This is a genomic window from Mycobacterium sp. pV006, assembly GCF_041287115.1.
GTDB lineage: Bacteria > Actinomycetota > Actinomycetes > Mycobacteriales > Mycobacteriaceae > Mycobacterium.
Window position 1 is genome coordinate 1 of record NZ_JBGGKT010000003.1, and the last position, 26,987, is coordinate 26,987.

The window sequence follows — 26,987 nt, forward strand, 5'->3', positions numbered from 1 at the left end:
ACAAATTTGACCAAACAAAAGACACCAAAACTGGCATCAAAAAAACCACACCCCTAAACGGGAAAAAGAGGCGCGGCAAAAAAACAACAAACAAAAACCACCAAACACACTATTGAGTTCTCAAACAACACACCCGCTCGGCCGCGCAACCAACCGCGGCGTTTAAGCCGCTGCGGGTCTTGCGGACAATCAGGAACCCACCTCGGTGGATTTCCCTCTGGGAGTCTGCCGCGCTCCTCGGCCCGGGGGCCGTGTCGCGGCGACGTGGATAAGTTACGTCAGTGGAAACTCCGAGTCAAATCGCCTGCTAGAACGCCTTTTTCAGAACGTTTTCCGACGGGCGTACCAGTCGGCGACTTGGCTGTACGAAGATCCAACGCCCGACGTCGCCCACTTGTTCCCGCACCTCTCCGACCGCCGACGCGGTCAGCGGACACGTTCGATGCCGGCGATGTTGCGCTTGCCCCGTCGCAGCACCAACCACTTGCCGTGCAGGAAGTCGCCGTCTCCGGGGACCCAGTCGTCGGCGGTGATCTTGACGTTGTTGACCGAGACTCCACCCTCGGCGAGGGTGCGGCGGGCGGCGCCCTTGCTCGCCGACAGCCCGCTGGCCACCAGCAAATCCACGATGGAGTCCGGACCGCCGGGCCCCAGCTCGGAGACCGAGGCCTCCCGCAGTGCAGCGGACAGCGTCGGTTCGTCGAGCTTGTCCAACTCGCCGCGGCCGAACAACGCCTGACTGGCGTGTTCCACCGAGGCAGTGGCCGACTCGCCGTGTACCAGCGTGGTCAGTTCCCGCGCGAGTCGTCGCTGCGCCGCGCGTTCATGCGGCCGCTCGGCGGTGGCCGCCTCGAGTTCGCCGAGCTCTTCGGCGTCGAGGAAGGTGAACCAGCGCAGATACCTGATGACGTCGGCGTCGGCGGTGTTGATGAAGTACTGGTACCACGCGTACGGGCTGGTCATCTCGGGGTCGAGCCAGAGGCTGCCGCCCCCCGTGGACTTGCCGAACTTTCGGCCCTCCGAGTCGGTCACCAGCGGGGTGGTCATGGCGTGCACGGACGCGCCGCACTTCTGGCGGACCAACCGGACCCCGGCGATGATATTGCCCCACTGGTCGGACCCGCCGACCTGCAGCGTGCAGCCGTGGCGTTGATGCAGCTCGACGTAGTCGTTCGCCTGCAGCAGCATGTAGCTGAACTCGGTGTAGGAGATGCCTTCGCCGTCCAACCTCCGCCGCACCGTGTCCCGGTCGAGCATCACGTTGACCGAGAAGTGCTTGCCGACGTCGCGCAGGAACTCGATCGCCGACAGTTCGGCGGTCCAGGACAGGTTGTTCTCGATCACCGCCGCGGTCGGGGAATCGTCGAACTCGACGAACCTCTCGAGTTGTCGGCGGATGCGTTCGGCCCACTCGGCGACGGTGTCGGCTGTCTGGAGCGTGCGTTCGCCGACCTCGCGCGGATCACCGATCATCCCGGTGGCCCCGCCGGCGAGCACGATGGGCCGATGGCCCGCCTGCTGGAAGCGGCGCAGCGTCAGCAGCGGGATCAGGTGACCGGCGTGCAGGCTCGGGGCCGTGGGGTCGAAGCCGGAGTAGACGGTCACCGGACCGTCGGCCAAGGCCCGTCCGAGGGCGTCACGGTCGGTGGATTGGGCGATCAGCCCGCGCCACTCCAAGTCGTCGAGAATGTCGCTACCCACGTGGTCGATCTTCCCGCATCAGTCGCTGAGACCAGGAGCCGGTGCCCGCGGACTGCGCCGGTAGGCCGATACCTCGGGATGCCCGGACAACCACATGCGCCAGGGCCGGTCGGCTGCCTTGCTGACCCCGACCCGTGGACCGGTGGCGCCGACCTTCAGTTCGTCGAGCCGTATTCGGACCGGTGAGCGTCGGTCGAAGACGTCGGTTCCGTTGTCGTCCATGGTGATTCCCAGCGCAGCACACAGGTTGCCGGGACCCCTCGCGAGCGAGACCTCACCGACGTGTTCACCTCGCCGGCGACGCGCGACATCGACGCCCCGGTCGATGACCGCGGCGCGCAGCAGGACTGCGGCCGCGACGCCGTCGGCGGCGCACGACACGTTCGCGCAGACGTGGATGCCGTGGCTTCGGTAGGTGTAGAGCCGTCCGGGCGGACCGAACATCACGGCGTTACGCAGTCCGGGCCCGCGGTAGGAGTGTGCGGCGGCGTCGGGCCAGGGACCGTCAGCGGGTCCTCCGTATGCCTCGACTTCGACGATCGTCGCCTCGACACCGCGCCCGAACAGACGGGAGCCCAGAAGTAGACGTGCCGCGGTGAGCGGATCGACTTCGAGGGCGTCGCTCGACATGAATCGGTCAGCTGCCGCCTGCCGCGGCGACCAACCGGCGGTGCTCGTCGTCGTCGACGGTGACCGCTTCGTCGACCAACAGCACCGGGATACCGTCCTCGATGCGGTACTTGCGGTGCAACCGCGGGTTGTAGAGACAGTCGTCGACGTAGAGCAGCGAGCCGCGATCCTGCGGGCAGACCAGGATCGCCAGCAGGTTCTCGTCGAGCGTGGTGCCGCTCACCGGCCCGGCATCGGGAAGACCGGCGTGTCCTGCTGCATCGGACTCTCCGGCACCCATCCCGGCGTCGCCGGCTGCCCCGGTGACTGCGGTCCGACCGGACCCTGCGGCCCGGGTTGCTGCGCCGGGGCGTTGGCGCTCTGCATCTGCAACTTGCGCTGGTAGGCCACAGTCGCGCGCAGGGCTTCGATCAGCGGCGTCTGGTTCGGACGCTTCTCGAGTGCGGCGGCGAGCGCCTGCGCATTGGCCATCGACGGGCGGAACCCGCGCATCCGCAGGGTCATCGCCTGATCGATCAGCTTGGACACCTGACCGCCGCTCGACCCGGACTGGTACTCCTGCGAGATCTTCATCAGCAACTGGTCGGCGTTGACCCGGCGAGGCGCGTCCGACTCGGCAGACGGCGCGGTCGGGGTCGGCTGGCCGGGCTGGGCCGGTTGGGCTGGTTGTGCGAGCGCGGCGGGTGCGGACAGCGCTCCCGCCAGCGTGGCGGCGGCCACCGCGACAGTCGCGGCCAGGCGCCTGCTCTGAGCTGACATCAACCCTCCTCGTCGACGACGCGAGCCTAACAGCGCACCGGGTCGGCGGCACTACGACCGTTCGCCGGCGATCCCGTTGCGAGCAGCGCCCGTCAGGCGCTTGTACCGATTGCTATCGGGGTCGCGGTACCAGGCGTTACGTGACGCCTTGGGGATGCCTTGTTCCTGCAGTGGTCCGGCCAGCGGGCGGTACGTCGCGGTCAGGGCCATGTCGGAGACGACGTGGACGAGGTCCGGTGCTTCGCCGACCGGAAGATCGGCCAACGCCTCGCTGAGGTCGGCCGACGGGACGCTGCCGCCTGGACGCAGAGCCAAGGCGGTGATCGCCACCGTCTGTCCGTTGGCCTCCACGCCGTAGGTCACCGCCATGTCGACCGCGCCGAGCCGTCCGACCGCGTCGTTGACCGTGGCGGCGAACACCGGACCGCGCGGGGTGTGGATCACCGCGGCACGGGTGTCCACCAACCAGTAGTCGCCGTCCTCGTCGCGACGGAAGAGGTACTCCGTGGACACCCAGGTGTCGGCTGGGGCGAAGACACCACGCTTGACCGAGGCCAGCGGATCGACGGGACCGCGCGGGCGGGCCAGCAGGACACCGATCTCATTGGTGTCGGCGCGACGCACGAAGCCCTGGTCGTCCTCGAGGATGAGGTCCTCGTCGGGGTCGTAGGCCGCCAGCGCGATCTCGCCACCGCCGGGCAGTGGGCGACCCTTGCTGCCGATCTTGGCGCCCTTGACGTTGGCCAGCACCGCCTGCCCGTCGGTGGTCGCGAAGAACTCGACGACGTTGGCGGGTTCGAAGACCTCCACGACCCGTTCCCACAGGCCCGCCGGCATACCGGAACCGATGAACAGCCGCACGGGATGGTTGCCGCTCAGGGAGAACGCGGGGTCGTCGATGATCTCGCGCAGCATCGCCCAGGTGTAGGAGACGACGGTGACGCCGTATTGGCGGATCTCGTGGACGAAGCGGTCCGGACGCAACTCGCGCGACAACGCGATGCGCGCCCCACCGACGACGGCTCCGCCCAGACTCACCAGCAGACCGGACTGGTGGTGCAGCGGTGTAAGGCAGTACACCGTGTCGCTGCGTCCCAGGTTGGCTGCTGACGCGGTGCCGAACGCCGACAGTGCCCAGCGGTAGTTGGTGATCTGGCGGGCGACCAGTTGCCCGCTGATCGTGCTGAACGCGACGAACGCCAAATCGCGCGCCAGCCCCGGGTTGGGCCGGTACCAACCGGGCAGCTCGACCCGGTCGGGGTCGATCTGCTCCATGTCGATGACGTCGTCGTCGCCGCTCACGTCCAGGTCGCGGGACTCGCCGCCGCCGAGGACCAGAACCCGCATGTCGAGGCGGCGGGCCGCGTCCAGGCTGGTCGGGTCGGCGATGATCTCGGTGACCGCCCCGAGCGTCACCGCTTCGGCGAGGTCGGCGTCGGACGGCAGCAGCACGGCCACGGCGCCGAGCCGGGACAGCGCCGCGATCGCGACCAGCGCGCTGGGTCGGGTCTCCATGAGCACCCCGACCCGGGCGCCCTGGCGTACCCCGACCTCGATGAGTCCTCGGACGACGTTGTTGATCCGGCGGTCCACGGCTTCGTAGGTGTGCACCCGGCCGTCGAACAGCAGCGCCTCCCCCTGCGGGAAGTCGCGGGCCTGTTCACTCATGATGCGGCCCAACGAGATCCGTGTGTGGTCGTTGACCTGGCCCAGTCGGGCCAGCCGGGGCAACGTACGGGCGGTCTCGACGGCCAGGGTGCGGGCCGAGCGGTTCGCGGCCACCAACGCATCCGCGGCCGAACGCGCCAGGCTGAACGCCATTTCGGTTGCGGCCGCGGTACTGTGCGCCAGCCGCGAGGTCAGGGAGACACCGCTTTCCGTGGTCTCGGTGGGTTGCATCGCCATCGGCGTCACCCCCTCGGGCATGCTGCCGCCACCGTCGAGCCAGCGCACCCACCCGGCCACCGCAGGCCACGTCTGGCTGGACGCCTTGGATCCCACGACGAGTCCGAAATGACCTGCGCGGATGAGGAACTCGTAGACGTCGGCTTTCGGTGCGGCGCGTTTGATGCCGCGCACCGAGGCCGGCTGGCCGATGTCGTCGACTTCGCCGACCACCGCGAGTACCGGGCAGTCGATGTCCGACAGGGTCACCAGGTCGCCGTGGATGGCGAAGCCGCCGGTCATCATCCGGTTGTGGGCGATGAACTGTTTGAGCAGTTCGGAGATCGCCGGACCGGACCAGGCGATCCACCCGTCCGAGGCGAGGAACTTGCGCTGCTGCTCACGCGGCAGCAACGCCTCGCGGTCGTGTAGCTGGCGGAGGAACTCGATGCGCGACTGCGCGGTCTTGACCGGGTCGAGCATCTGAAAACCGGTGCGGGCCAGCCATCCCGGGATGTCGATGCGGCTGAACACATGGTCGGCCATGAAATCCGCGGCTGCCGGCGCCAGGTTGGGCGGCAGGTTCATCGGCAGCGCGGCCAGGGTGTCGACCGGCGACCCGAACGCCACGATGCTGGCGATGTCCTTGGTCCGGCGGTACGCCGCGGTCTGATAGGCGAACATTCCGCCCTGCGAGTAGCCGGCGAGGTGGATGTCGCGTCCCGTCACCGTCTTGACGGTGTCGATGGCTTCGCTCAAAGCCACGATGTGGTCGGCCAGCGTGCGCTGCATGCCGCCTTCGACCTTGTCGGGCGAACCGAAGTCGATGACCCAGGGGTCGATGCCGGCGCGGTGCAGGATGCCGACGGCGCCGTCCTCCCGGGTGACGTCCCACATGTCGGCCGACATCATCATCGGGTGCACCATCAGTACCGGCGGACCTGCCGGCTTGGCGCCCGGACGGCTGTCGGGCGGGAAGTAGCGGCGCAGCCGGTACATCGGGACGCTCTCGATGATCTGGAACGGCGAGGGCACGGCTCCGGTCTCCAGCCCGCCGTAGCGCAGCACTTCCAGACCGTTCTGCGCGGTGGCCACCAATCGGCCGACCGGCCCGGTAATCGCCGAGAGATCCACCAAAGTGTGCTCCCTTGCCCGTAGCGCCCCCACCTGCCGACGACATCATGGCACAGGCCCCGCCTATCATCGGGCGCTGATGGCAAACCTGATCAACCTCGAACGCGCAACCGTGTCCTACGGCACCCGCACGTTGCTCGACGGTGTCAGCCTCGGGGTCGAGGAGGGCGACGCGATCGGGGTCGTCGGCCGCAACGGCGACGGCAAGTCGACCCTGCTGAAGATCCTGACGGGCGCGCAGGAGCCCGACTCCGGCCGGGTCACCCACACCTCGGGGCTCTCGGTCGGGTACCTGCGCCAGGCCGATGACTTCGACGCCGGCGCAACGATCCGTTCTGTGATCGTCGGCGGGCAGGCCGACCACGTCTGGGCCGCTGACACCGCGACCCGGTCGATCGTCGAGCATCTGCTTGCCGGTGTGGACCTCGACGAACAGGTCGCCACGCTGTCCGGCGGTGAGCGCCGCCGGGTGGCTCTGGCCGAGGTGCTCATCGCGCCGCACGACGTCGTCGTCCTCGACGAACCCACCAACCACCTGGACGTGGAGGTCATCGGCTGGCTGGCCGGGCAGCTCACCGGCCGGCCGACGCGGGCCCTGGTGGTGGTCAGTCACGACCGCTGGTTCCTCGACGCGGTGTGCACGAAGACCTGGGAGGTCCACGACGGTGTCGTGGACTCCTACGAAGGTGGTTACGCCGCTTATGTGTTGGCGCGCGCGGAGCGCACCCGAATGGCGGCGAGCGTCGAGGCGCGCCGGAAGAACCTGATGCGCAAGGAATTGGCCTGGTTGCGCCGCGGTCCGCCGGCACGAACCTCGAAACCGAAGTTCCGCATCCAGGCCGCCAACGAACTCATCGCCGACGAGCCTGCCCCGCGTGATTCCCTTGTGCTGCAACAGTTCGCGACGTCCAGGCTGGGTAAGGACGTCTTCGACCTGCACCGGGTGCGGCTCGACGTCGGGGACCCGCCGAAGGTGATCCTCGACGGCATCGACTGGTCGATCGGACCGGGCGCGCGCATCGGGTTGGTCGGGGTGAACGGCACCGGCAAGACCAGTGTGCTGCGACTTCTGCTCGGAGAGCTCGAACCGACGTCGGGGCGGGTCAAGCGTGGCGTGACGTTGCGCATCGGATATCTCAGTCAGGCGGTCAAGGAACTCGACGGCTCCCAGCGCGTACTCGACGCAGTGGAGGACCGGCGGCGGGTCACCGAACTGGCCGGCGGGCGGGAGATCAGCGCCGACACCCTGTTGAAGGACTTCGGCTTCGTCGGCGACAAACTGACCACCCGGGTGGCCGACCTGTCCGGCGGCGAACGGCGTCGCCTGCAGTTCCTGCGGTTGCTGCTCGACGAACCCAACGTGCTGCTGCTCGACGAGCCCACCAACGATCTCGACATCGACACGCTGACGGTGATCGAGGACTATCTCGACGGCTGGCCAGGGACACTGATCGTGGTGAGCCACGACCGGTACTTTCTGGAACGCGTCAGCGACGTGACCTACGCGCTGACCGGCGGTGGGCGTTGCGTGCTGCTACCCGGCGGCGTCGAGCAGTACCTGGCCGACCGGGCTGCCGCCGACCTGGCCGAGCGGCCCGAGCCCGCCCGTGCGTCGGACCGCACCGAGTCCGCTGCGGCGCGGGACCGGCGCACCGGGAAAGAGATGTCGCGCATAGAAAGTCAGTTGGGCAAGCTCGACGAGCGCATCGCGTCGGTGCACGAGGCGATGGCCGAGGCAGCCGCCGACCATGTCCGGGTCGGCGAACTCAACGCCGACCTCGCCGAGCTGATGGCGAAGAAGGAGACCCTGGAAGAAAGCTGGTTGGCGCTGGCGGAAGACAGCCAGTGACCTGGGTGCTGCGGCCGCTGGTGCTGAGCGTGCGCTACTGGCCGCAGCTGGCCGCCTGCTATCTGCTCGGGCTTCTCGGGCGCCAAGGCGCCATCGAGTTGGCCGCGTGGGCCGGGCACGACAGTAACGTGTGGGCCGCGCTGATCATGCCGCTGGCCGGTATCGCGCGACTGGGTTCCTACGTCGCGATGTTCCTTGTGCTGCGGCCCGCGATCCCCGGTATCGCCGAACTCCCCCGCCGCTCGCTGCGCGGCGTGGACCTGTTCGCATCGGTGATCTTGCCGTTCTTCGCGATCTACTTGGCGTGGCGGATGTTCCGGGAGGACTGGCTGGCGTTTGAGGTTCGCGCACTGGACTACCGGATCGCCGACACCTTCGCCAATCCCACCCCGGTCGAGTTGGATCCGGAGAACCTGCCGGTCAGTGCCACCACGTGGGTGGTGATCGGCGTGGCGCTGGTGGTGCGTGTCGTGCTGTCGCGTTTCACGGAGAAGCTGCCGCGATGGTTTGTCGCCGTGCGTGTGTACGTCGACGCGCTGTGGGTGTTCCTGGTCCTGACGCTGTCGGTCAACCAGGGGCTGACCCTCCTGCTGGACCCGGCCGGCTGGCTGGCCGAACGCCGGATCGTGGTCTGGTTCAACCAGACCCGCGAGGCCGTGTTCTCCCATGTCGCGTTCTTGGACTCGCTGTGGGACAGCATGACGTGGGCCGTGCGCACGGTGTTCGGCGGCGCCGCAGTGCCGCTGATCTGGCTCGTGCTCGCCGGGATCGTCTACGGAGTCTCGACCAGCCCCGACTGGCGGGCGCTGATGGAGCGGGTGGCCGGGGAACGGGCGCGTGCACTGGCGTCGCGGCATGCCCGCACCGGGGAGCAATTGCAGGCCAGGTGGCGGCGCCTGCCGAAAAAGTGGCGCAGCGATCTGCGCGCTCACCTGGAGTCGCAGCTGGGCAACTTCAAGCCGATCGTGGACTCGATGCGAATCCTGCTGCACGGCGGGGTGTTCGCGCTGTCGCTGTATGTCCTGGCCTACCTCGGGCTGGCATGGCTGGACATGTCCGGCAGCTTCTACCGGGCGCAGCTGGGTTCCGGATACCTGCTGCGCGGGATGGCGTGGCTGGTGGGCCCGCAGTCCTCGCAGTTCTGGGCCGCCGGCATCCCGACGCTGGAACTCGTCATCCATCTGATCATCGAGCCGTTGCGGGTCAGCCTGATCGCGGTGACGCTCGGCTACTGCCTGCACCGCATTCCGTCGGCTACAGCTGCAACCGCACCTGAATCGAGCCGTCCAGCGCCGTGACGTCGACGGCGGTGGGCACCACATCCGCGGGGATCACGAACGCCCACTGCACCGGTCCGGGGTCGGCGCAGGTGGTCGCCGCATCGGGGTTCGGAGTGATGTTGTACAGAAAGACCGGTTGGCCTCGCCACCGGTGATGACCGTCGGTGAGGGCTGCGAAGCAGCCCTGTGGTCCGGGCGGTCCGCTGCGCTGCAGGGTCACCATGGTCACGACGGTGCCTGGTGGGAGCTCACCGACGGGCGGTTGCGGTTGCCGCCCGAGATGCCTGATCTCGTCGACCGACCAGGTCTGCCCGTACAGCTCGACGCTCTGCCGGGGTGCCGCCTCTGCCGCCGGGTCCACGCTCGCTCGGTAATCCGACCACTGCGGCGCCAGATCCGTGGCCACCAGGACCCCCAGCGAAGCAGCCGCCGCGACCGCCCCGATCACGTTGCGTTGCCAGAGCTTCAACGGCCGCATCACGCACTCTCCTTCGTGGCGGCCAGAGTCAGCGGAGCATCGTCGAACACCGCGTCGGCGTACGGGATGTCGACGACCACACGCGAATCCAGGCGATGGTCACCGGACCACACCCGTAACGAAAGCATCGTGGACCGGTTGAGGAGATCGGGCGCGACGTCGAACGCCCACGATCCGCGTTGGGTGATCAGCGGCGCCAACTCCCCTCCGAGCTGGACGAATTGGAACCGCTCGGACGGGGCGTAGGTGTTGGGTCCGACCAGGAGTTCGGCTCTGGGCAGGACGTAGCGATCGGTGGCGACCAGATCGGTGTCGACCAGCACCCACCGGCCGGCCGCGGGTGCCGGAGGTCGGCGCGGCGCCTGGACCTCCTGTCCGGTCCGGACCCCGGTCACCGTCACGTCGAACAGCCGTCCGCTGACCGGTTCGCCGGGTGCACCGTGGACGTCGAAGGGCCGGTACACATCCGACGGAGCGGGAAGGTGGTGCCAGACCACCGCGGCCGCGGCGATGACGAGCACGGTGGCCACCGCGCGCAGCGCCCTGCGTCGACGCGCGGTCATCGGGGACCCACCACGTCGACGACGACCTGTCCGTACTGGCCGGCAGTGTCGATGTAGTGCTCGCCGTAGATGATCAGCCCCTCCCGCAACGACTTTCGCGACACCCGCAGGGTGACCCTGTCACCGGGGGTCAGCTCACCTTCCGGGAGCTCCCAGACGTAGGCCAGTTGTTCCTCGAGACCGGGTCCCAGTCGGATCGCCTGGGAGCCGTCGTCCATCCGCATCACCCCGACGAACGTCTTGTCCGCCACCGAACGCAGTTGCAGTACGCGGTCGAGCGCACCCGGGGCCGTACCGTCGTTGCGCAGCGTGACGACCACACCGAGGTAGCGCCGGCCCGGCTTCTCCCGCGCGAGCGAGAAACCTCCGGCGGCGAGTTCGGAAACCAGTCGGGCACGATGCACGGTGAGGGTGTACTGGCCGTCGCTGAACTCCTCACCGGGCGCGAAGGACGTCACCCCGGTCTCGACCCGGTCCAGCCCGCCGAACAGAGCCGCCACCGCGAGGATCGCAGCCAGCAGCGCCTTCCACGACTGCCGCAGACCCCGTTCGGCCAGCCAGCGTCGAACAGACGGTCGCGGAACGGCAGCGGGCACGCACCGATGCTAGCGGCGAAGGCGCCGCCGCAACGCGTCTGCGGCCTGATGCACCACACCCAACTGCGCGGCCACCTGGACCGGCGCGGTGCCACCGCGGGCGTCGCGCGAGTTCACCGATCCCTCGATGGTCAGCACCTCGCGCACCTGCGGGGTCAGCTCGGAGTGGATGTCGGCCAACTCCGCATCGGTGAGGTCTTCCAGTCCCACGCCGCGCTGCTCGGCCGCCCGGACCGCGGCACCGGCGGCCTCGTGGGCCACCCGGAACGGAACACCGCGTCGCACCAGCCATTCCGCGACATCGGTGGCCAAGGTGTATCCCAGCGGGGCCAGCTCGGCCATGCGGTCGACGTCGAAACGCAGCGTGCCGACCAGCCCCGCCATCGCCGGCAGCAACAACTCGAGTTGGGCCACGGAGTCGAAGACCGGCTCCTTGTCCTCCTGCAGGTCGCGGTTGTAGGCCAGCGGCTGGGCCTTGAGCGTGGCCAGCAGACCGGTCAGGTTGCCGATCAGCCGGCCCGACTTCCCGCGCGCGAGTTCGGCGATGTCGGGGTTCTTCTTCTGCGGCATGATCGAACTGCCGGTCGACCAGGAGTCGTGCAGGGTCACGTAGCCGAATTCGGTGGTGCTCCACAGGATGATGTCCTCGGCCAGGCGGGACAGGTCGACCCCGATCATCGTGAACACGAACGCCGCCTCGGCCGCGAAATCGCGGGCTGCGGTGGCGTCGATGGAATTGTCTGCCGCGGCGGTGAATCCGAGCTCCGCGGCGATCGCGTCGGGGTCCAGACCCAACGACGAGCCCGCCAACGCGCCCGATCCGTACGGCGAGACCGCAGCGCGCTTGTCGACGTCGGCGAGCCGGTCGACGTCGCGCAGCAGCGGATGCGCGTGCGCCAACAGGTGGTGGGCCAACAGGACCGGCTGCGCCGACTGCAGGTGCGTCTTGCCGGGCATGATCGCCGTCGGGTGCGCGGCGGCCTGCGTCGCCAGCGCCGACACCACCTCCAGGACGCCGTCGGCGACGCGTCGGATCGCGTCGCGCAACCACAAACGGAACAGCGTGGCGACCTGGTCGTTGCGGGACCGGCCGGCGCGCAACCGGCCGCCGAGCTCGGCGCCGACGCGGTCGATCAGGCCTCGCTCCAGCGCGCCGTGGACGTCTTCGTCGGTGACCGACGGACCGAAGGAGCCGTCGGCGATGTCGGCGGCCAGCTCGTCCAGGCCGCCGAGCAGCCCGTCGCGCTGCTCCTCGGTCAGCAGACCGGCCGAGAACAGCACCCGCACATGGGCTTTGGATGCGGTGATGTCATAGGGCGCCAATGCCCAGTCGAAGTGGGTGCTCTTGCTCAGCGCCGCCAGCGCATCCGACGGCCCGTCACTGAACCGTCCGCCCCACAGCGACCCCTCGTTGGTGCTCACGGGGTTACCCTGCTCGCCGGAGAGACGGTCACTTGATGCCCAGGTCGCGGCGGGCCGAGATGCTCGACGACAGACCGTGGATCTGGACGAAGCCGCGGGCCGCCGACTGGTCGAACGTGTCCCCCTCGTCGTAGGTGGCCAGGTTGAAGTCGTACAGCGACGAGGCGCTGCGGCGGCCGTTGACCGCGATGTGCCCGCCGTGCAGCACCAGCCGGATCTCGCCACTGACGTGTTCCTGCGTATGCGCGACGAAAGACTCCAGCGCGGACTTCAGCGGCGAGAACCACAGGCCGTCGTAGACCAGCTCGCCCCACTTCTGGTCGGTGGTGCGCTTGAACCGGCCGAGTTCGCGCTCCAGCGTCACGTGTTCGAGCTCGGTGTGCGCGGTGATCAGCACCATCGCACCCGGGGCCTCGTAGATCTCGCGGCTCTTGATCCCGACGAGCCGGTCCTCGACGACGTCGAGGCGGCCCACGCCCTGGGCGCCGGCGCGTGCGTTGAGCTGCTCGATGGCCTGCAGCACCGTCACCGGCTGCCCGTCGATGGACACCGGTACACCTTTTTCGAAGCCGACGATGACCTCGTCGGGGCTGCTCCAATTGAGCGTGGGGTCCTCGGTGTAGTCGTAGACGTCCTTGGTGGGTGCGTTCCACAGGTGCTCGAGGAACCCGGTCTCCACCGCGCGGCCCCACACGTTCTGGTCGATCGAGAACGGCGAACGCTTGGTCACGTTGATCGGGATCGCGTTCTCCTCGGCGAACGCGATGGCCTTCTCACGGGTCCATGCGTAGTCGCGCACCGGCGCGAGGACCTGCAGATCCGGTGCCAGGGAGGCGAATCCGACCTCGAAGCGGACCTGGTCGTTGCCCTTGCCCGTGCACCCGTGGGCGACGATGCCGCCCTTGTGCTCGCGGGCCGCGTCGACGAGGTGCTTGACGATCAGCGGTCGGCTCAGCGCCGACACCAGCGGGTAGCGGTCCATGTAGAGAGCGTTGGACTGGATCGCGGGCAGGCAGTACTGCTCGGCGAACTCGTCGCGCGCGTCGACGACGACGGCCTCGACCGCGCCGCAGTCCAGCGCGCGTTGCCGCACGACCTCCATGTCCTCACCGCCCTGCCCGAGGTCGATGGCCACCGCCACCACCTCGCGACCGGTCTCCTTGCCGATCCAGCTGATCGCCACCGAGGTGTCCAGACCGCCGGAATACGCCAGGATGACGCGCTCGGACATAACGAACTCCTTCTACTACGTGTTATCTGAGGCTTTGGAAAGGTTTTCGACCGTGGCGGCCAATTCCGCTCCGGTCATGGGTTCACGCGCGATGACGAAGATGGTGTCGTCGCCGGCGATGGTGCCGACCACGTACGGCAGCGCCGCCCGGTCGATGGCACTGGCCAGGTAGTGCGCCGCGCCCGGAGGGGTGCGCAGCACCGCGAGGTTGCCGCTGGAGTCGGTGGAGACCAGCAGATCGCCGAGCAGCCGCGTCACCCGGTCGGTGCCGCCGCTGACCCCGCGGACCGGGCTACCGTCCTCGGGGACGACGTAGGCGCCGACGCCGCCGTCGGCTCCGCGGAGTTTGACCGCGCCGAGCTCTTCCAGGTCCCGCGACAGGGTGGCCTGGGTGACCTCGATCCCCTCGGTGGCCAGCAGGGACGCCAGCTCGCTCTGGCTGCGCACCGACCGCTCCGAGAGCAGAGCGACGATCCGGGCCTGGCGGCCGGCTCGGGTGGCAGCTGCCGTCATCGGTTCTCCAGCAGCCACACCAGCAGCGCCTTCTGCGCGTGCAGGCGATTCTCGGCCTCGTCCCACACGGCGCTCTGCGGACCGTCGATCACCTCGTCGGTGATCTCGTGTCCGCGGTGCGCGGGAAGGCAGTGCAGCACAACGGCTTCGGAGTCGGCACGATCGAGCAGCCCGGCGTTGACCTGGAACGGGCGGAACGGGCGGACGCGGTCGAGCCCGTCGTTCTCCTGGCCCATCGACGTCCAGGTGTCGGTCACCAGGACGTCGGCGCCTGCCGCACCGGCGATCGGGTCGTCGGTGACGGTGACCGTGGCCCCGGTCTGCTGAGCGCGGGCCTCGGCGGCCGCGACGAACATCGGGTGGGGCTCGAAGCCGCGGGGAGCGGCGATGGTGACGTGCACCCCGGCGGTGACCCCGCCCAGCATCAGCGAGTGCGCCATGTTGTTGGCTCCGTCACCGAAGTAGCTCAGCCGCAACCCGCGCAACGATCCCTTGCGCTCGGCGAGGGTCTGCAGGTCGGCCAACACCTGACACGGGTGGAATTCGTCGGAGAGAGCATTGACGATCGGGACGGTCGACCCGGACGCCATCGCGGTCAGCCGTTCCTGGGCGAAGGTGCGCCACACGATGGCATCGACGTAGCGCGACAACACCGCGCCGGTGTCCTCGAGCGTCTCCTCGCGCCCCAGCTGGGTACTGCGGCCGTCGACCACCACAGCGTGTCCGCCGAGGTGGGCGATGCCGACCTCGAACGAGAACCGGGTGCGGGTCGAGTTCTTCTCGAAGATGACCGCGACGCCGCGCGGCCCCTCCAGGGGCCGGCGGCTGAACGGCTCCTTCTTGAGCTCGGCCGCCAGGGCCAGGACCTCGGCCTGCTCGTCGGGCGACAGGTCGTCGTCGCGCAGGAAGTGCCGGATCATCGGTCCCTCGTTTCTGCCTCGGCCCGGTCGAGGATGGCCGGAAGTGCGGATACGAACGCATCGATGTGCGTCTCGGTGATCACCAGCGGCGGGGCCAGCCGCACCAGGTCGGGGGCCGCCGCGTTGACGAGGAATCCGGCGTGCCGCGCCGCGGTTTCGACCTGCTTGGCGGCCTCGGCGGTCAGCACCACCCCGCGCAGGAGGCCGCGGCCGCGAACGTGGTCGACCAGCGGATGGCCGAGCGCCTCGATACCGTCGGCGAGTGTCTTGCCGAGGACCGCGGCGCGCTCGACCAGGCCTTCGGCGGCAAGCACTTTCAGCACAGCCAGTGCGGCCGCCGTGCACACCGGGTTGCCGCCGAACGTGCTGCCGTGCAGTCCGGGCGTGAGCAGGTCTGCGGTGTCCCCGACGGCCAGGCATGCGCCGATCGGCAGCCCGCCACCGAGGCCCTTGGCCAGGGTGACGACATCGGGGGTGATGCCGTCGTGTTGGTGGGCGTAGAACGAGCCGGTCCGACCGACTCCCGTCTGCACTTCGTCGAGAACGAGCAGCGCCTTGTAGCTGGCGGTGATCTCGCGAGCCGCCACCAGATATCCCGGCGGCGGGGTGACGACACCGCCCTCCCCCATGATCGGCTCGAGGAACACCGCCGCGGTGGAACCGTCCACCGCACCTCTGAGCGCCTCGACGTCGCCGTACGGGACGAACGTGACGTCACCGGGCAGCGGTTCGAACGGTGCCTGTTTGGCCGGCTGACCGGTGATCGCCAGCGAGCCCATGGTGCGGCCGTGGAACGCGCCTTGGGCGGCAACGATCTTCGTCCTGCCGGTCAGCCGCGTGATCTTGAACGCGACCTCGTTGGCCTCGGTGCCGGAGTTGCAGAAGAACGCCCGCGCCGGGACACCGAGGTGGTCGACCAAGGCCTCGGCCAACGCGATACCGGGCTCGGTGGCGTACAGGTTCGACGTGTGGCCCAATGTGCTCATCTGACGGTGGACCGCCTCGATGACCGCAGGATGGCAGTGCCCGAGCACGTTGACGGCGATCCCGCCGAGCAGGTCGACGTAGGTCTTGCCGTCGGTGTCGGTGACGGTGACCCCCTGCCCGCCGGCCAGCGCCAGCGGCGGGGTTCCGTAGTTGTTCATCATGACCGCCGACCAGCGGTCCAGAAGTGTTGTGTTCTCGGTCAATTCCCCACCACCTTGGTGCCGGTGCCTTCGTCGGTGAGCAGTTCGACCAGCACGCAGTGCGCGACCCGGCCGTCGATGACGTGCGCGCTCGGGACGCCGCCGTTGATCGCACGCAGGCACGCCTCGATCTTGGGCACCATGCCCGATTCCAGGGTCGGCAACAGGTGCGTCAGCGCGGCGGCGTCGATCTCGCTGACCAGCGATCCGCGGTCGGGCCAGTTGGTGTACAGGCCTTCGACGTCGGTGAGCATGAGCAGCTTGTCGGCGCCGAGCGCCTCTGCCAAGGCCGCGGCTGCCGTGTCGGCGTTGATGTTGTGCACGACGCCGTCGGCGTCGGGGGCAATCGTCGACACCACCGGGATGCGTCCGGCGCGGATCAGGTCCACCACGGCATCGGTGTTGACCCGTGCCACATCGCCGACCAACCCGATGTCGGTGGGCACTCCGTCGACAAGGACCGACCGGCGTTGTGCGGTGAACAGTTGGGCGTCCTCGCCGGTGATCCCGACGGCATACGGGCCGTGGCTGTTGATGAGGTTGACCAGCTCACGGCCGACCTGACCGAACAGCACCATGCGCGCGACGTCGAGCACCTCGGGGGTGGTGACACGAAAGCCGCCTTTGAAGTCCCCGGCGATACCGAGCTTCTTGAGCATCGCGCTGATCTGCGGACCGCCGCCGTGTACCACGACGGGTTTGATGCCGCAGTTGACCAGGAACACCATGTCGTCGGCGAATGCCGCCTTGAGCGTGTCGTCGGTCATCGCGTTGCCGCCGTACTTGATCACGACGATCTTGCCGTGCAGAGCCTTGAGCCACGGCAGTGCTTCGGACAGCACGGCGGCTTTGTCGGGGGTGGGCAGGCTCATGAGCTGTACGCCGAGTTCTCTTCGACGTATCCATGGGACAGGTCGGTGGTGCGGATGGTCGCCGAAGCCGATCCGACGGCGAGGTCGACGGTGACGTCGATGTCCTCGCCGGACAGATCGACCTCGCGGGCGCCGGGGGTTCCGACGCTGTCCACACAGACCGGGAAGCCGTTGAACGACACCGTGATCCGGTCGGCGTCGAGCTGCACGGGGGCCATGCCCACCGCGGCGAGCACGCGACCCCAGTTCGGGTCCGAGCCGAACAGCGCTGTCTTGACCAGGCTGTCGCGCGCGATCACCCGGGCAGCGACCACAGCGTCGTCCTCGGTGGCAGCGCCGGTGACGGTGACCGCGACGCGCTTGGTGACCCCTTCGGCGTCGGCCTGCAGTTGCGCGCACAGGTCGTCACATACCGTGAACACCGCGTGATCGAGGTCGTCCTGGCTGGGCGTGATCTCGCTGGCCCCCGAACTCAGCAGCAGCACCGTGTCGTTGGTGGAGCAGCTGCCGTCGACGTCGAGGCGGTCGAAGGTCCGTGCCACCGCCCTCGTCAGCGCAGTCTGCAACGCCTCGGGGGCCGCAACCGCGTCGGTGGTGATCACGCAGAGCATCGTCGCCAGCGACGGGGCCAGCATGCCGGCGCCCTTGGCCATGCCGCCGACGGTCCACTGGTCGGGATGATGCAGTGCAACCTGTTTGGGCACGGTGTCGGTGGTCATGATGGCGCGTGCGGCCTCTTCCCCGCCGCCGAGACCACCGGCCAGTTCGTGCACGATCTCGCGGACGCCGGCGAGCACCTTGTCCATCGGCAGTCGGTCCCCGATGAGTCCGGTCGAGCAGACCGCGACCTCGATGGCCCCGGTCTCGGTGCCCCAGTCCGACAGAGCGGCCGCGACCGCCTCGGCGGTGGCGTGGGTGTCCTGGAACCCACCCGGACCGGTGCAGGCGTTGGCGCCGCCGGAGTTGAGGATGACTGCCCGCAACCGACCGGTGGTCAGAACCTGCTGGGTCCACAACACCGGCGCAGCCTTGATCTTGTTACGGGTGAAGACGCCGGCGGCGGCGTAGTCCGGTCCCTCGTTGAACACCAGCGCGAGGTCGGCGTTCCCGGAGGCCTTGATGCCCGCGGAGATGCCGGTGGCGCGGAATCCGGCCGGCGCGGTCACCCCCTGGGTGCGCAGCAGTTTCGACTCGGTGCTCACGGCGCGACACCCACGGCGGAGAGCCCGGCGGTCTCGTCCCAGCCCAGGGCGAGGTTCATCGACTGCACCGCGGCTCCGCCGGTGCCTTTGGCCAGGTTGTCGATCGCGGCGATCGCCACGAACGTCTGTGCGTCCTCGTCCAGGGCGACCGACACCTGGGCGGCGTTGCTGCCGATCACCGAGCCGGTCCGGGGTAGTTGGCCGTCCGGCAGCAGGTGAACGAAAGGCTCGTCGCTGTAGGCCTTTTCGTAGGCGGCACGCAGATCCGACAGGGTTGCGGTGGTGCGGGCCGTGCAGGTCGCCAGGATGCCCCGCGAGGTCGGGATGAGCACCGGGGTGAACGACACCGTGACGGGGGCACCGGCGACGGCGGAGAGCCCCTGCGCGATCTCGGGGGTGTGCCGGTGTTTGCCGCCGACGTTGTAGGCGCGCGCGGAGCCGATGACCTCCGACCCGAGCAGGTCCACCTTGGCGGCGCGGCCGGCGCCCGACGTGCCGCTGACCGCCATCACCGTGACCGCCGGCTCCACCAGGCCGCCGGCCAGCGCCGGCCAGAGCGCCAGCAGCGCCGCCGTCGGGTAGCAGCCGGGTACCGCCACACGTTTGGTGTCGCGCAGCCGCTCGCGGCCACCGGGGAGTTCGGGCAGACCGTAGGGCCAGGTGCCGGCGTGCTCGGACCCGTAGAAGCGCTGCCAGGCTGCTGGGTCGCTGAGCCGGAAATCGGCGCCGCAGTCGATGACGAGGGTGTCAGGGCCGAGTTGTTCGGCCAGCTGCGCGGAATGTCCGTGCGGTAGACCCAGGAACACCACGTCGTGACCGGCCAGCGTGCCGATCTCGGTGGGTTCGAGGACACGGTCGGCCAGCGGCCACAGGTGGGGGTGGTGTTCGCCCAACGCTGAGCCCGCGCTCGCGGCGGCGGTGAGCGCGCCGATGGTCAGTCGCCCCTCGGCATAAGCTGGATGACCGAGGAGCAGGCGCAGGATCTCGCCGCCGGCGTACCCGCTGGCACCGGCGACCGCGACGGAAGTCATGGCTCACCATCTTGCATGTTTATGCAAGGCCATGCAAATTCATTATTGCGGGGTGGGTGGCGCGCCGCCCGTCGTAGTGTGATCGCACCCATCCGATTCGATCGCAGCGGGAGACGCGATGGAATCACTGTACTGCTGCGCCTGCGGGACGAGGCTCTGGGACGAGGCCAAGTTCTGCCATTCCTGCGGGACGCGCGCCGTTTCGCCCGAGGCGGTCGAATACAAGCACGTCACCGTGTTGTTCGCCGATGTCGTGCGATCGATGGACATCGCCAGAGCCGTAGGACCCGAGCGTCTCGGCGAGATCATGACCGAGTTGATGCGCCGGTCGGCCGCGGTGATCCACGCACACAGCGGCACCGTCAATCAGTTCACCGGTGACGGTCTGATGGCCGTCTTCGGCGTACCGCGCACGGTCGAGAACCACGCCGCCCTGGCCTGTCGCGCCGCTCTCTGTCTCGTCGACGAGATCGAGGCGCAGGCCGCCGAGGTGCGCGCCCGCGACGGTATCGAGTTGCAGGTGCGCGTCGGCCTGAACTCCGGTCAGGTGGTCGCCGGCGACTGGGATTCGGGCGGCATCGGCTACGCCACGATCGGTGAAGAAAGTCGGGATGGCGCAGCGGATGGAGTCTGTGGCACCGGTCGGAGGTATCGCTGTGAGCGCCGCCACCGCGCGGTTGGTGGCAAATCGCGCCGTTCTCACCGAGCCGGAACTCGTCGCCGTCAAAGGGCGTCAGGAGCCGATAGCCGTCCGTCGCCTGATGGCTTTCGTACCGGGTCCACCGTCGGCCTCCGACACCACGCTGACCGGACGCGCCGACGAGTTGGCTGTCCTGGCGGCGCTGCTGGATCGCTGCGCGTCACAAGGACGCGTGGCGCGAGTGGTGGGCCCGCCGGGAATCGGAAAGACGCGCCTGCTCGAGGAGCTCATCGGGCTTGCCGCCGCGCGATCACTGCCTGTGTACCTCTCCTACTGTGAATCACACACGCGCACTGTGCCGTTCAGTGCGGCGAGGTCTCTGTTCAGGGCGCTGTTCACCCTCGGCGCTGTCCCCGCGCAGCAGGCGAGGCTGCGAGTCCGCGCTGAACTGGTGGACGCCGACCCTGGTGATCTGCTCCTCCTCGAGGACCTGCTAGGCATCGGGGAGCCGGGTTCGGCTCTGCCCGAGGTCTCCGCAGACGCGCTCCGACGCCGGCTCGGATCCCTGGTCACGACCGTCATGCTGCAGCGTCCGCCGGCTCTCCACGTGATGGAAGACGTGCACTGGATCGACGAAGCCAGCGAGTCGCTGCTGGCCCTGGTGGCCGAAGCTCTCCCGCAGACGCGTTCGCTCTTCGTCGTCACCCACAGGCCCGAGTATCGCGGTGCACTCACCACCGTTGCCGCCGGCGAGGCGGTCGTGCTGAAGCCACTCGCCGACTCGGAGGTGACCGCTCTGACCACCCAGTTACTCGGATCCGATGCGTCGGTGTCGGGCATTGCCGGCCGGATCGTCGAAACAGCCGGGGGCAATCCGCTTTTCGTCACAGAACTCGTCCGTGACCTCGCCGAACGCGGCGTCCTGTCGGGGCGACGCGGGCGCTACCGCAGCACGGGACAAGACACCGCTCTGTCTGTTCCGGCCACTGTCCGCGCCACCATCGGAGCGCGCGTCGATCGTCTGCCCTCGTCGGTCAAGTCGGTGCTGTATGCCGCGGCGGTCATCGGCATCCGCTTCGACAGAGACCTGCTCCGTAGCGTCGTGCCCGACGACGCCCGCCTGGCGTCCGCGCTGGAGGAGCTTCGGGAAGGCGAATTCGTCGACCGGGTGTCCCCGACGTCTCCGACGGAGTTCACCTTCCGCCACCCGCTGATTCGTGCGGTGGCCTACGAGTCACAACTCAAGACGGTACGGCGCGACGCGCACCGCCGGGTGGCGGCAGCGCTCCAACAGACACACCACGCGGACCCCGACCCCCACGCCGCGCTGATCGCCGAACACCTGCACGCCGCCGGCGAATTGCGTTCCGCCTTCGACTGGCATATGCGCGCCGGCCGGTGGCTCCGCAGCCGTGACCAGCGTGCCGCGCGGGAGAGCTGGCGGTCGGCACGCGCGGCCGCCGAGGCGCTGGACGGCGACCCGCAGCGGTCGCAATTGCTGACCGCCGCACTCACCCAGCTGTGCGGGCAGTCATGGCGCACCGGCGGCGATCTGGAGCAGTCCGGGCTGGAAACGCTTCGCGAGCTGTCCACGGCGACCGGTGATCGCCGATCGCTTGCGACAGGTATGGCCGGGATGGTCATGGCGCTCAGCGGCCAGCACCGGCACCGTGAAGCCCTCGCGCTGATTCCCGAGTTGACGAGACTCCTTCGCGCGCTGGGAGATCCCGGACTCAGCTATGCGCTGTTGCCTGCGGTCGCATACTCGTTGTCCGAAGTCGGCCGACTTCGCGAAGCCCTGGCGATCGCTCAGGACGTCATCGACCTGTCCGACATCGAGCCGAGGGGCGACCTTCTGTTCGGCTCGCCGCTTGCCACCGCGACGCGAATGCGCGGTCTGTACCGACTGTGCCTCGGGATCCCCGGATGGCGTGCCGACAGCGACGCCGCGATAGAACTGTCGCGGAATCTGGATCCCGCCAGCCGCGTCAGTGCCGTGTTGTACAAGTACATCCTGTCGGTCCCGGTGGGGGCACGCCGCGTGGACGAGGTGGCTCTCGACGAATCAGCGGAAGCGCTCCGACTGGCCGAGCAGGCCGGCGACGAGTTCACGCTCACCACCGCACAGGTGGCCCGCGGACTCGTCCTGGCCTACGGGAACGTCCCCACCGACGAGGCAACCGAGCTCCTCAGCACAGCCCGAGATGCCTGTAACCGGCACGGATTCACGATGAACGCGCTGGCGCTGGCCGGACCCGCACTCGCCCGGTCCATGGCCCAGCGCGGTGACCTCTCGGGCGCAATCAACAACGTGCGCGGATCGATCAGCGATATGCGCGCTGCGGGCGAGGTCCTGTCGATGGGCGTGGCCACCTCGATACTGGTGGAGTCTCTGGTCAAACGTGGCTCGGCCGGGGACCTTGCCGAAGCCACCGCCGCAGTCGATCAGCTCTCGAGCGCGACGGCGGCTTCCGGGTTGGCGCTGTATCGGGTGCCGATGCTGCGACTACGCGCCCTGCTGGCCGAAGCCGTCGGCGACGACGACGGCAGGCACACCTACCTGGACAGGGCGCGCGCAGCGGCGGCCACTTCGGACTACGAACTGCCGCAGACCGCGACGGAGATCTTTCCGTCCCTGCTTTGAGCGGTCCGGTGCGCGGGTCAGCTGCGCTGCTCGGCCCCGAGGCGCTGCGCGGCGAGCGCGACGGCGGCTTCACGCGCGGCGCTGGCATCTTCTTCGGTGAGGGTGCGATCCATCGCCCGGAACCGCAGCGCCAGCGCCAGGGATTTGCGGCCCTCGCCGATCTGCGGGCCCGTGTAGACGTCGAAGATCCGGACGTCTTCGAGTAGTTCGCCCGCACCCGCACGGACCGCGTCGACCACGCTCTGTGCTTCCACGTCCTCGTCGACGACCAGCGCGACGTCCTGGAACACCGCCGGGAACGGCGAGACGCTCGGGACGGGCAGGCGCTCGACGACCGGCACGGCGTCCAGGTCGAGTTCGACTGCGCAGGTTCCCTTGGGCAGCCCCGAGCGTTCGATCACGGCGGGGTGCAGTTGGCCTGCGTGACCGACCACCTGCTCGCCGACGAGGATCTCGGCGCACCGCCCGGGATGCCACGGCAGGTACTCCGCGGCGCGGAACGTGAAGTCGACGCCCACCGCTCGCCCGACGATCCGGACCGCCTCGAAGGCGTCGGCGGCTTCCACCCGCCGTCCGGGACCCCACGGGCCTGCGGGCTCACGCAATCCCGTGAGCACCGCGGCGACGTGCTGCGGTTGGTGCGGCAGGGAGGCGTCGAGCATCGCGATCTCGTCGTCGGTGGGACGGCGGTCGGTGGGGATGCGGTCGACGGCGCGGGTCTGACTGGTCGGTTCGACGACCTGCGCGATGGCGAACAACGCCGTGTCGACGGCGCCGCGGGACACGTTGCGCGTCAACGCTTCCAGCAACCCGGGCAGCAACGTGGTGGCCAGATGCGGCCGGTCGGCCTCCAGCGGGTTGAGCACCCGCGTGGTGTTGCGGCGCGCGTCGTCGGTGGCCAAACCCCACTGGTCGAAGATCCCGGCAGGCAGGAACGGGGTCGGCAGGATCTCGACATAGCCGTTGAGCGCCAGCGACTTGCCGACCGCGCGGCGCCGCTTCTGCACGGCGGTCAGACCACGGCCGGCGGGTGCGGCCGGCAGCACCGACGGGACGACGTCGAGACCCTCGAGCCGCATCACCTCTTCGACGAGGTCCGCGGGCTGCCGCATGTCCGGACGCCAGCTCGGCGGAACGACGGTGACGTGATCGCCCTCGACGGTGACGCGGGCACCGATCTGGCGCAGCCGCTTCTCGGTGGTTCCGGGCGGGTAGGCCACTCCCGCGGTGCGGTCGGGCAGGTCGAGCGGGATGGTGACCGGCGGCGGAGACCAGTTGTCGCGGGCCTGTTCACTGCGCCAGTCGGTGAGCCCGGATCCGATTGTACCGCCGGCGATCTCGGCGAGCAGTGCGGCGCAGCGGTCGAGCGCGGCGACCGACACCGCCGGATCGACGGTGCGCTCGTAGCGCCGGCCGGCTTCGCTGGCCAGCCGCAGCCGGCGTTGGGTGCGCGACACCGCGGCCGGATCCCAGACGGCGGCTTCGAGCAGCACGTCGGTGGTGCTCTCGCGCACCTCGGTGGTGCCGGCGCCCATGACGCCGCCGATCGCGGCGGTGGCGACGTCGTCGACGATCAGCACGTCGGCCGGGTCGAGTTTGCGCTCGACGTCGTCGAGGGTGACCACGGTCTCCCCCGGCTCGGCGAAGCGGACGCGGAACCCGCCGGTGATCAACGACCGGTCGTGGGCGTGCATCGGATGCCCGAGCTCGAGCATCACGTAGTTCGTGACGTCCACCGCAGGCGAGATCGCGCGGATCCCGCTGAGCAGCAGTCGACGCTGAAGCCACCACGGCGACACCGCGTTCGGGTCGATACCGGTCACCGGGCGCAGCCCGAACCGCAGCACACCGGTGCCGCTGTCGATGGTCACCGGCAGGGCCTCACCCTCGACCGGCAGCGGCGGGACGTCCGCAGGATCTGCGTAGTCGAGGTCGTAGGCGTTGGCGATCTCGCGGGCCATCCCGCGCACCGACAGGCAGTAACCGCGGTCGGGCGTGACGGCCAGGTCGAACACCACGTCGTCGAGACCGAGCACCTCGGTCGCCGAGGCGCCGGGCTCGGCGGTGCCGGGCGGCAGCACCAGGATGCCGGAGTGATCGGTGCCGAGGTTGAGTTCCGACGCCGAGCAGATCATCCCGTCGGACACCCGGCCGTAGGTCTTGCGCGTGGAGATGGTGAAGTCACCGGGCAGCACGGTGCCGGGCAGCGCGACGACGACGAGGTCGCCGACGGCGAAGTTGGTGGCGCCGCAGACGATGTCGCGGGGCTGCCCGTCGACGTTCTGGGCGCCGACGTCGACCTTGACCGCACGGATCGGCTTCTTGAACTCGGTCAGGTCCTCGATCTGCGCGACTCGGCCCACGGTCAACGGTCCGGTCACCGGGCCGAGACGGATCACGTCCTCGACCTCGTGGCCGATGCGGATGAACGTCTGCTCCAGTTCGTCGGCCGGAACGTCCCAGCCGGGAGCCCCGGCGCGCACCACGTCACGCAGCCAGGTGTACGGGAGGCGCATCAGGCGTCCACCCCGAACGGAAGGGAGAACCGGATGTCCCCTTCGACCATGTCACGCATGTCGGGGATGCCGTTGCGGAACTGCAGGGTGCGCTCCAATCCCATGCCGAAGGCGAAACCCGAATACACGTCGGGGTCGATGCCGCAGGCGCGCAACACATTAGGGTTGACCATGCCGCAACCGCCCCACTCGACCCAGCCCGGCCCGCCCTTCTTGTTCGGGAACCAGATGTCGACCTCTGCCGAGGGCTCGGTGAACGGGAAGAAGTGCGGCCGGAACCGGGTGCGACCCTGGGGACCGAACTGGGCGCGGGCGAACGCATCGAGGGTGCCGCGCAGGTGCGCCATGGTCAGGCCCTTGTCGACGGCCAGACCCTCGACCTGATGGAACACCGGGGTGTGGGTGGCGTCGAGTTCGTCGGTGCGGAACGTCCGCCCGATCGAGATGATGTACACCGGCAACTCGCGCTCGAGCAGCGCGCGGATCTGCACCGGGGAGGTGTGGGTGCGCAGCACCTGCCGCGAACCGTCCGGTGCGATGTGGAACGTGTCCTGCTCGCTGCGCGCCGGGTGGTCGGGCGGGAAATTCAGAGCGTCGAAGTTGAACTGCTCGGTCTCGACCTCCGGGCCCTCGGCGAGCTCCCAGCCCATCGCGACGAAGGTGTCGGCGATGTTCTCGGCCAGGATCGTGATCGGGTGGCGTGCCCCCACCGGTTGGCGCGTGGACGGCAGCGTGACGTCGATGCGCTCGGCGACCAGCACCGCCGCGTCACGTTCGGCCCGCAGTTGCGCCAGCCGCTCGTCGTAGGCCTGCTGCGCCTCGGTGCGGGCCACGTTGACGCGCTTACCCGCGTCCGCGCGCTCGGCCTTGGGCAGCGCACCCAGCGACTGGCGGGCCACCGCCACCGGCGAGCGGTCGCCGAGGTGTTCGGTCTTGGCGCGCGCGAGGTCGTCGAGGTTCGCAGCCTGGGCGAACGCACGCCTGGCTGCGCTGACCGCTTCGGCCAGCGCATCGTCTGAGAGGTCTACTGGCTGATCAGCCACCCGGCGATCATAGGCGATGCGGCCGAGCGCCCTCCGTCGCCTAGGACCCGTCGGCCGGTTTGAGTCGGTACATCGCGAAGTCTTCAGGCACGCCGTCGGATTTGTGGGCGAACATCGGTCGGCGCAGCTTGCGCGCGGTGACACCCAGCGTGTCGAACTCCTCGGGCGGGATCCGCTGCAGGGTCGACTGCGAAACCACCAGTTCGCCACGTGTGGCGCGCTCCATCACCCGCGCGGCGATGTTGACGTCGATGCCCAACCAGTCCGAGCCGAGCCGCTGCGGGTGACCGGTGTGGATCCCGACGCGCATCCGCGGGGAGTACCCGTCGACGTCGACCTCCTTGACCCCCTCGCGGGCGGCCAGCACCGAACGCACCGCCGTGGTCGGGTCCGCGAAAACCGCCATCAGGCCGTCACCCATCCGCTTGACGATGTGACCGCCGGCCTCCAACAGTGGTGGCTCGACAACCTGCGCGATGCGCCGCAGCAGGCGCAGGGTGGCCTCGTCGCCGGCGCCCAGCGACCACGCCGAGAACCCGACCAGGTCGGTGAACACCAGCGTCACCTCCGCGTTGGCCGGGCGGCCGGACACGCGTTCGGTCAGCGCCTGCCAGACCTGCAGAGCTCCGAGGCTCACCTCCCGGGTGACGGCGTGCCGGTCGAGCAGACGATCGGCCGCCCGCGCCGCCGCGGCAGGCCCGCCCACCCCGGCCGCCGAAAGCGGATCACCGAACTCCGGATCACCGGGCAGGCCTTTGCGGACCCGCTGCAGGAACGAGATCGCCCCGGCATGCTGGTTGACCGTCCGGAGCCAGCCGATCGGACCGGTCGCGGAGCGGCCGGTGTGCTCGCCCGGCGGGTCGTCATCCACGCAGTCAGCGTAATCGAGCTG

Annotated in this window: 22 protein-coding genes and 1 pseudogene; 4 read left to right on the plus strand and 19 right to left on the minus strand. The window is 69.1% G+C overall.

Annotation, left to right across the window (positions count from 1 at the left end):
- Nucleotides 1-426: 426 nt before the first annotated feature.
- Genes tyrS through ACAG25_RS06030 form a run of 5 tightly spaced genes read right to left on the minus strand, consistent with a single transcriptional unit; the run spans nucleotide 427 to nucleotide 6,111 of the window.
- Nucleotides 427-1,701 (minus strand): tyrosine--tRNA ligase, encoded by a 1,275-nt coding sequence (gene tyrS, locus ACAG25_RS06010; protein ID WP_370487419.1) that lies wholly within the window; start codon nucleotides 1,699-1,701, stop codon nucleotides 427-429.
- 18 nt (nucleotides 1,702-1,719) lie between these two features.
- A complete protein-coding gene (locus ACAG25_RS06015) occupies nucleotides 1,720-2,331 on the minus strand; it encodes a DNA-3-methyladenine glycosylase (RefSeq protein ID WP_370487420.1) in 612 nt (203 codons plus the stop codon).
- Nucleotides 2,332-2,338: 7 nt separating this feature from the next.
- Nucleotides 2,339-2,554, minus strand: coding sequence for a Trm112 family protein (locus ACAG25_RS06020; RefSeq protein WP_370487421.1), 216 nt, complete (start codon nucleotides 2,552-2,554; stop codon nucleotides 2,339-2,341).
- Entirely contained in the window at nucleotides 2,551-3,090 is a 540-nt protein-coding gene (locus tag ACAG25_RS06025; protein WP_370487423.1) for a hypothetical protein, read from the minus strand. The genes ACAG25_RS06020 and ACAG25_RS06025 overlap by 4 nt, the downstream gene beginning before the upstream one ends.
- 51 nt (nucleotides 3,091-3,141) lie before the next feature.
- Nucleotides 3,142-6,111 carry an acyl-CoA synthetase gene (locus tag ACAG25_RS06030; protein WP_370487424.1) on the minus strand — a complete coding sequence of 990 codons (2,970 nt, stop codon included), beginning with the start codon at nucleotides 6,109-6,111 and terminating at the stop codon, nucleotides 3,142-3,144.
- 76 nt (nucleotides 6,112-6,187) lie between these two features.
- On the opposite strand from ACAG25_RS06030, the gene ACAG25_RS06035 reads away from it, so the two are divergent.
- Entirely contained in the window at nucleotides 6,188-7,957 is a 1,770-nt protein-coding gene (locus ACAG25_RS06035; protein ID WP_370487425.1) for an ABC-F family ATP-binding cassette domain-containing protein, read from the plus strand.
- On the plus strand, nucleotides 7,954-9,255 hold the full coding sequence (locus tag ACAG25_RS06040) for a hypothetical protein (protein ID WP_370487426.1): 1,302 nt from the start codon (nucleotides 7,954-7,956) through the stop codon (nucleotides 9,253-9,255). Before ACAG25_RS06035 ends, ACAG25_RS06040 begins: the two co-directional genes overlap by 4 nt.
- Here ACAG25_RS06040 and ACAG25_RS06045 read toward each other — a convergent pair.
- Genes ACAG25_RS06045 through argC form a run of 11 tightly spaced genes read right to left on the minus strand, consistent with a single transcriptional unit; the run spans nucleotide 9,212 to nucleotide 19,252 of the window.
- Complete coding sequence (locus tag ACAG25_RS06045) at nucleotides 9,212-9,718, minus strand: hypothetical protein (protein ID WP_370487427.1); 507 nt, start codon at nucleotides 9,716-9,718, stop codon at nucleotides 9,212-9,214. The genes ACAG25_RS06040 and ACAG25_RS06045 overlap by 44 nt on opposite strands.
- Nucleotides 9,715-10,278 carry a hypothetical protein gene (locus tag ACAG25_RS06050; RefSeq protein WP_370487428.1) on the minus strand — a complete coding sequence of 188 codons (564 nt, stop codon included), beginning with the start codon at nucleotides 10,276-10,278 and terminating at the stop codon, nucleotides 9,715-9,717. The genes ACAG25_RS06045 and ACAG25_RS06050 overlap by 4 nt, the downstream gene beginning before the upstream one ends.
- The gene (locus tag ACAG25_RS06055) at nucleotides 10,275-10,874 is read right to left on the minus strand and encodes a hypothetical protein (protein WP_370487429.1); all 600 of its coding nucleotides are present in this window, start codon (nucleotides 10,872-10,874) and stop codon (nucleotides 10,275-10,277) included. Before ACAG25_RS06055 ends, ACAG25_RS06050 begins: the two co-directional genes overlap by 4 nt.
- 9 nt (nucleotides 10,875-10,883) lie before the next feature.
- Nucleotides 10,884-12,296, minus strand: coding sequence for an argininosuccinate lyase (argH, locus tag ACAG25_RS06060; RefSeq protein ID WP_370487430.1), 1,413 nt, complete (start codon nucleotides 12,294-12,296; stop codon nucleotides 10,884-10,886).
- 28 nt (nucleotides 12,297-12,324) lie between these two features.
- Entirely contained in the window at nucleotides 12,325-13,527 is a 1,203-nt protein-coding gene (locus tag ACAG25_RS06065; RefSeq protein ID WP_370487431.1) for an argininosuccinate synthase, read from the minus strand.
- Nucleotides 13,528-13,542: 15 nt separating this feature from the next.
- Nucleotides 13,543-14,040, minus strand: a complete 498-nt coding sequence (locus ACAG25_RS06070) for an arginine repressor (protein ID WP_370487432.1) — start codon at nucleotides 14,038-14,040, stop codon at nucleotides 13,543-13,545.
- Complete coding sequence (gene argF / locus ACAG25_RS06075) at nucleotides 14,037-14,960, minus strand: ornithine carbamoyltransferase (protein ID WP_370487433.1); 924 nt, start codon at nucleotides 14,958-14,960, stop codon at nucleotides 14,037-14,039. Before argF ends, ACAG25_RS06070 begins: the two co-directional genes overlap by 4 nt.
- On the minus strand, nucleotides 14,957-16,150 hold the full coding sequence (locus tag ACAG25_RS06080; protein WP_370487434.1) for an acetylornithine transaminase: 1,194 nt from the start codon (nucleotides 16,148-16,150) through the stop codon (nucleotides 14,957-14,959). Before ACAG25_RS06080 ends, argF begins: the two co-directional genes overlap by 4 nt.
- The gene (gene argB / locus ACAG25_RS06085) at nucleotides 16,147-17,019 is read right to left on the minus strand and encodes an acetylglutamate kinase (RefSeq protein ID WP_370487435.1); all 873 of its coding nucleotides are present in this window, start codon (nucleotides 17,017-17,019) and stop codon (nucleotides 16,147-16,149) included. The genes ACAG25_RS06080 and argB overlap by 4 nt, the downstream gene beginning before the upstream one ends.
- Nucleotides 17,016-18,221 carry a bifunctional glutamate N-acetyltransferase/amino-acid acetyltransferase ArgJ gene (argJ, locus tag ACAG25_RS06090; RefSeq protein WP_370487436.1) on the minus strand — a complete coding sequence of 402 codons (1,206 nt, stop codon included), beginning with the start codon at nucleotides 18,219-18,221 and terminating at the stop codon, nucleotides 17,016-17,018. Before argJ ends, argB begins: the two co-directional genes overlap by 4 nt.
- Nucleotides 18,218-19,252 (minus strand): N-acetyl-gamma-glutamyl-phosphate reductase, encoded by a 1,035-nt coding sequence (gene argC, locus ACAG25_RS06095; protein ID WP_370487438.1) that lies wholly within the window; start codon nucleotides 19,250-19,252, stop codon nucleotides 18,218-18,220. The genes argJ and argC overlap by 4 nt, the downstream gene beginning before the upstream one ends.
- Before the next feature lie 262 nt (nucleotides 19,253-19,514).
- Here argC and ACAG25_RS06100 point away from each other — a divergent pair.
- A pseudogene (locus ACAG25_RS06100) lies at nucleotides 19,515-19,754 on the plus strand (adenylate/guanylate cyclase domain-containing protein); the annotation flags it as partial.
- 154 nt (nucleotides 19,755-19,908) lie between these two features.
- Complete coding sequence (locus ACAG25_RS06105; RefSeq protein ID WP_370487439.1) at nucleotides 19,909-22,536, plus strand: AAA family ATPase; 2,628 nt, start codon at nucleotides 19,909-19,911, stop codon at nucleotides 22,534-22,536.
- Nucleotides 22,537-22,553: 17 nt separating this feature from the next.
- Here ACAG25_RS06105 and pheT read toward each other — a convergent pair whose 3' ends face one another.
- Genes pheT through ACAG25_RS06120 form a run of 3 tightly spaced genes read right to left on the minus strand, consistent with a single transcriptional unit; the run spans nucleotide 22,554 to nucleotide 26,966 of the window.
- On the minus strand, nucleotides 22,554-25,052 hold the full coding sequence (gene pheT / locus ACAG25_RS06110) for a phenylalanine--tRNA ligase subunit beta (RefSeq protein ID WP_370487440.1): 2,499 nt from the start codon (nucleotides 25,050-25,052) through the stop codon (nucleotides 22,554-22,556).
- A complete protein-coding gene (gene pheS / locus ACAG25_RS06115) occupies nucleotides 25,052-26,095 on the minus strand; it encodes a phenylalanine--tRNA ligase subunit alpha (RefSeq protein WP_370487442.1) in 1,044 nt (347 codons plus the stop codon). The genes pheT and pheS overlap by 1 nt, the downstream gene beginning before the upstream one ends.
- Nucleotides 26,096-26,135: 40 nt before the next feature.
- On the minus strand, nucleotides 26,136-26,966 hold the full coding sequence (locus tag ACAG25_RS06120) for an adenylate/guanylate cyclase domain-containing protein (protein WP_370487443.1): 831 nt from the start codon (nucleotides 26,964-26,966) through the stop codon (nucleotides 26,136-26,138).
- Between the last annotated feature and the right edge of the window lie 21 nt (nucleotides 26,967-26,987).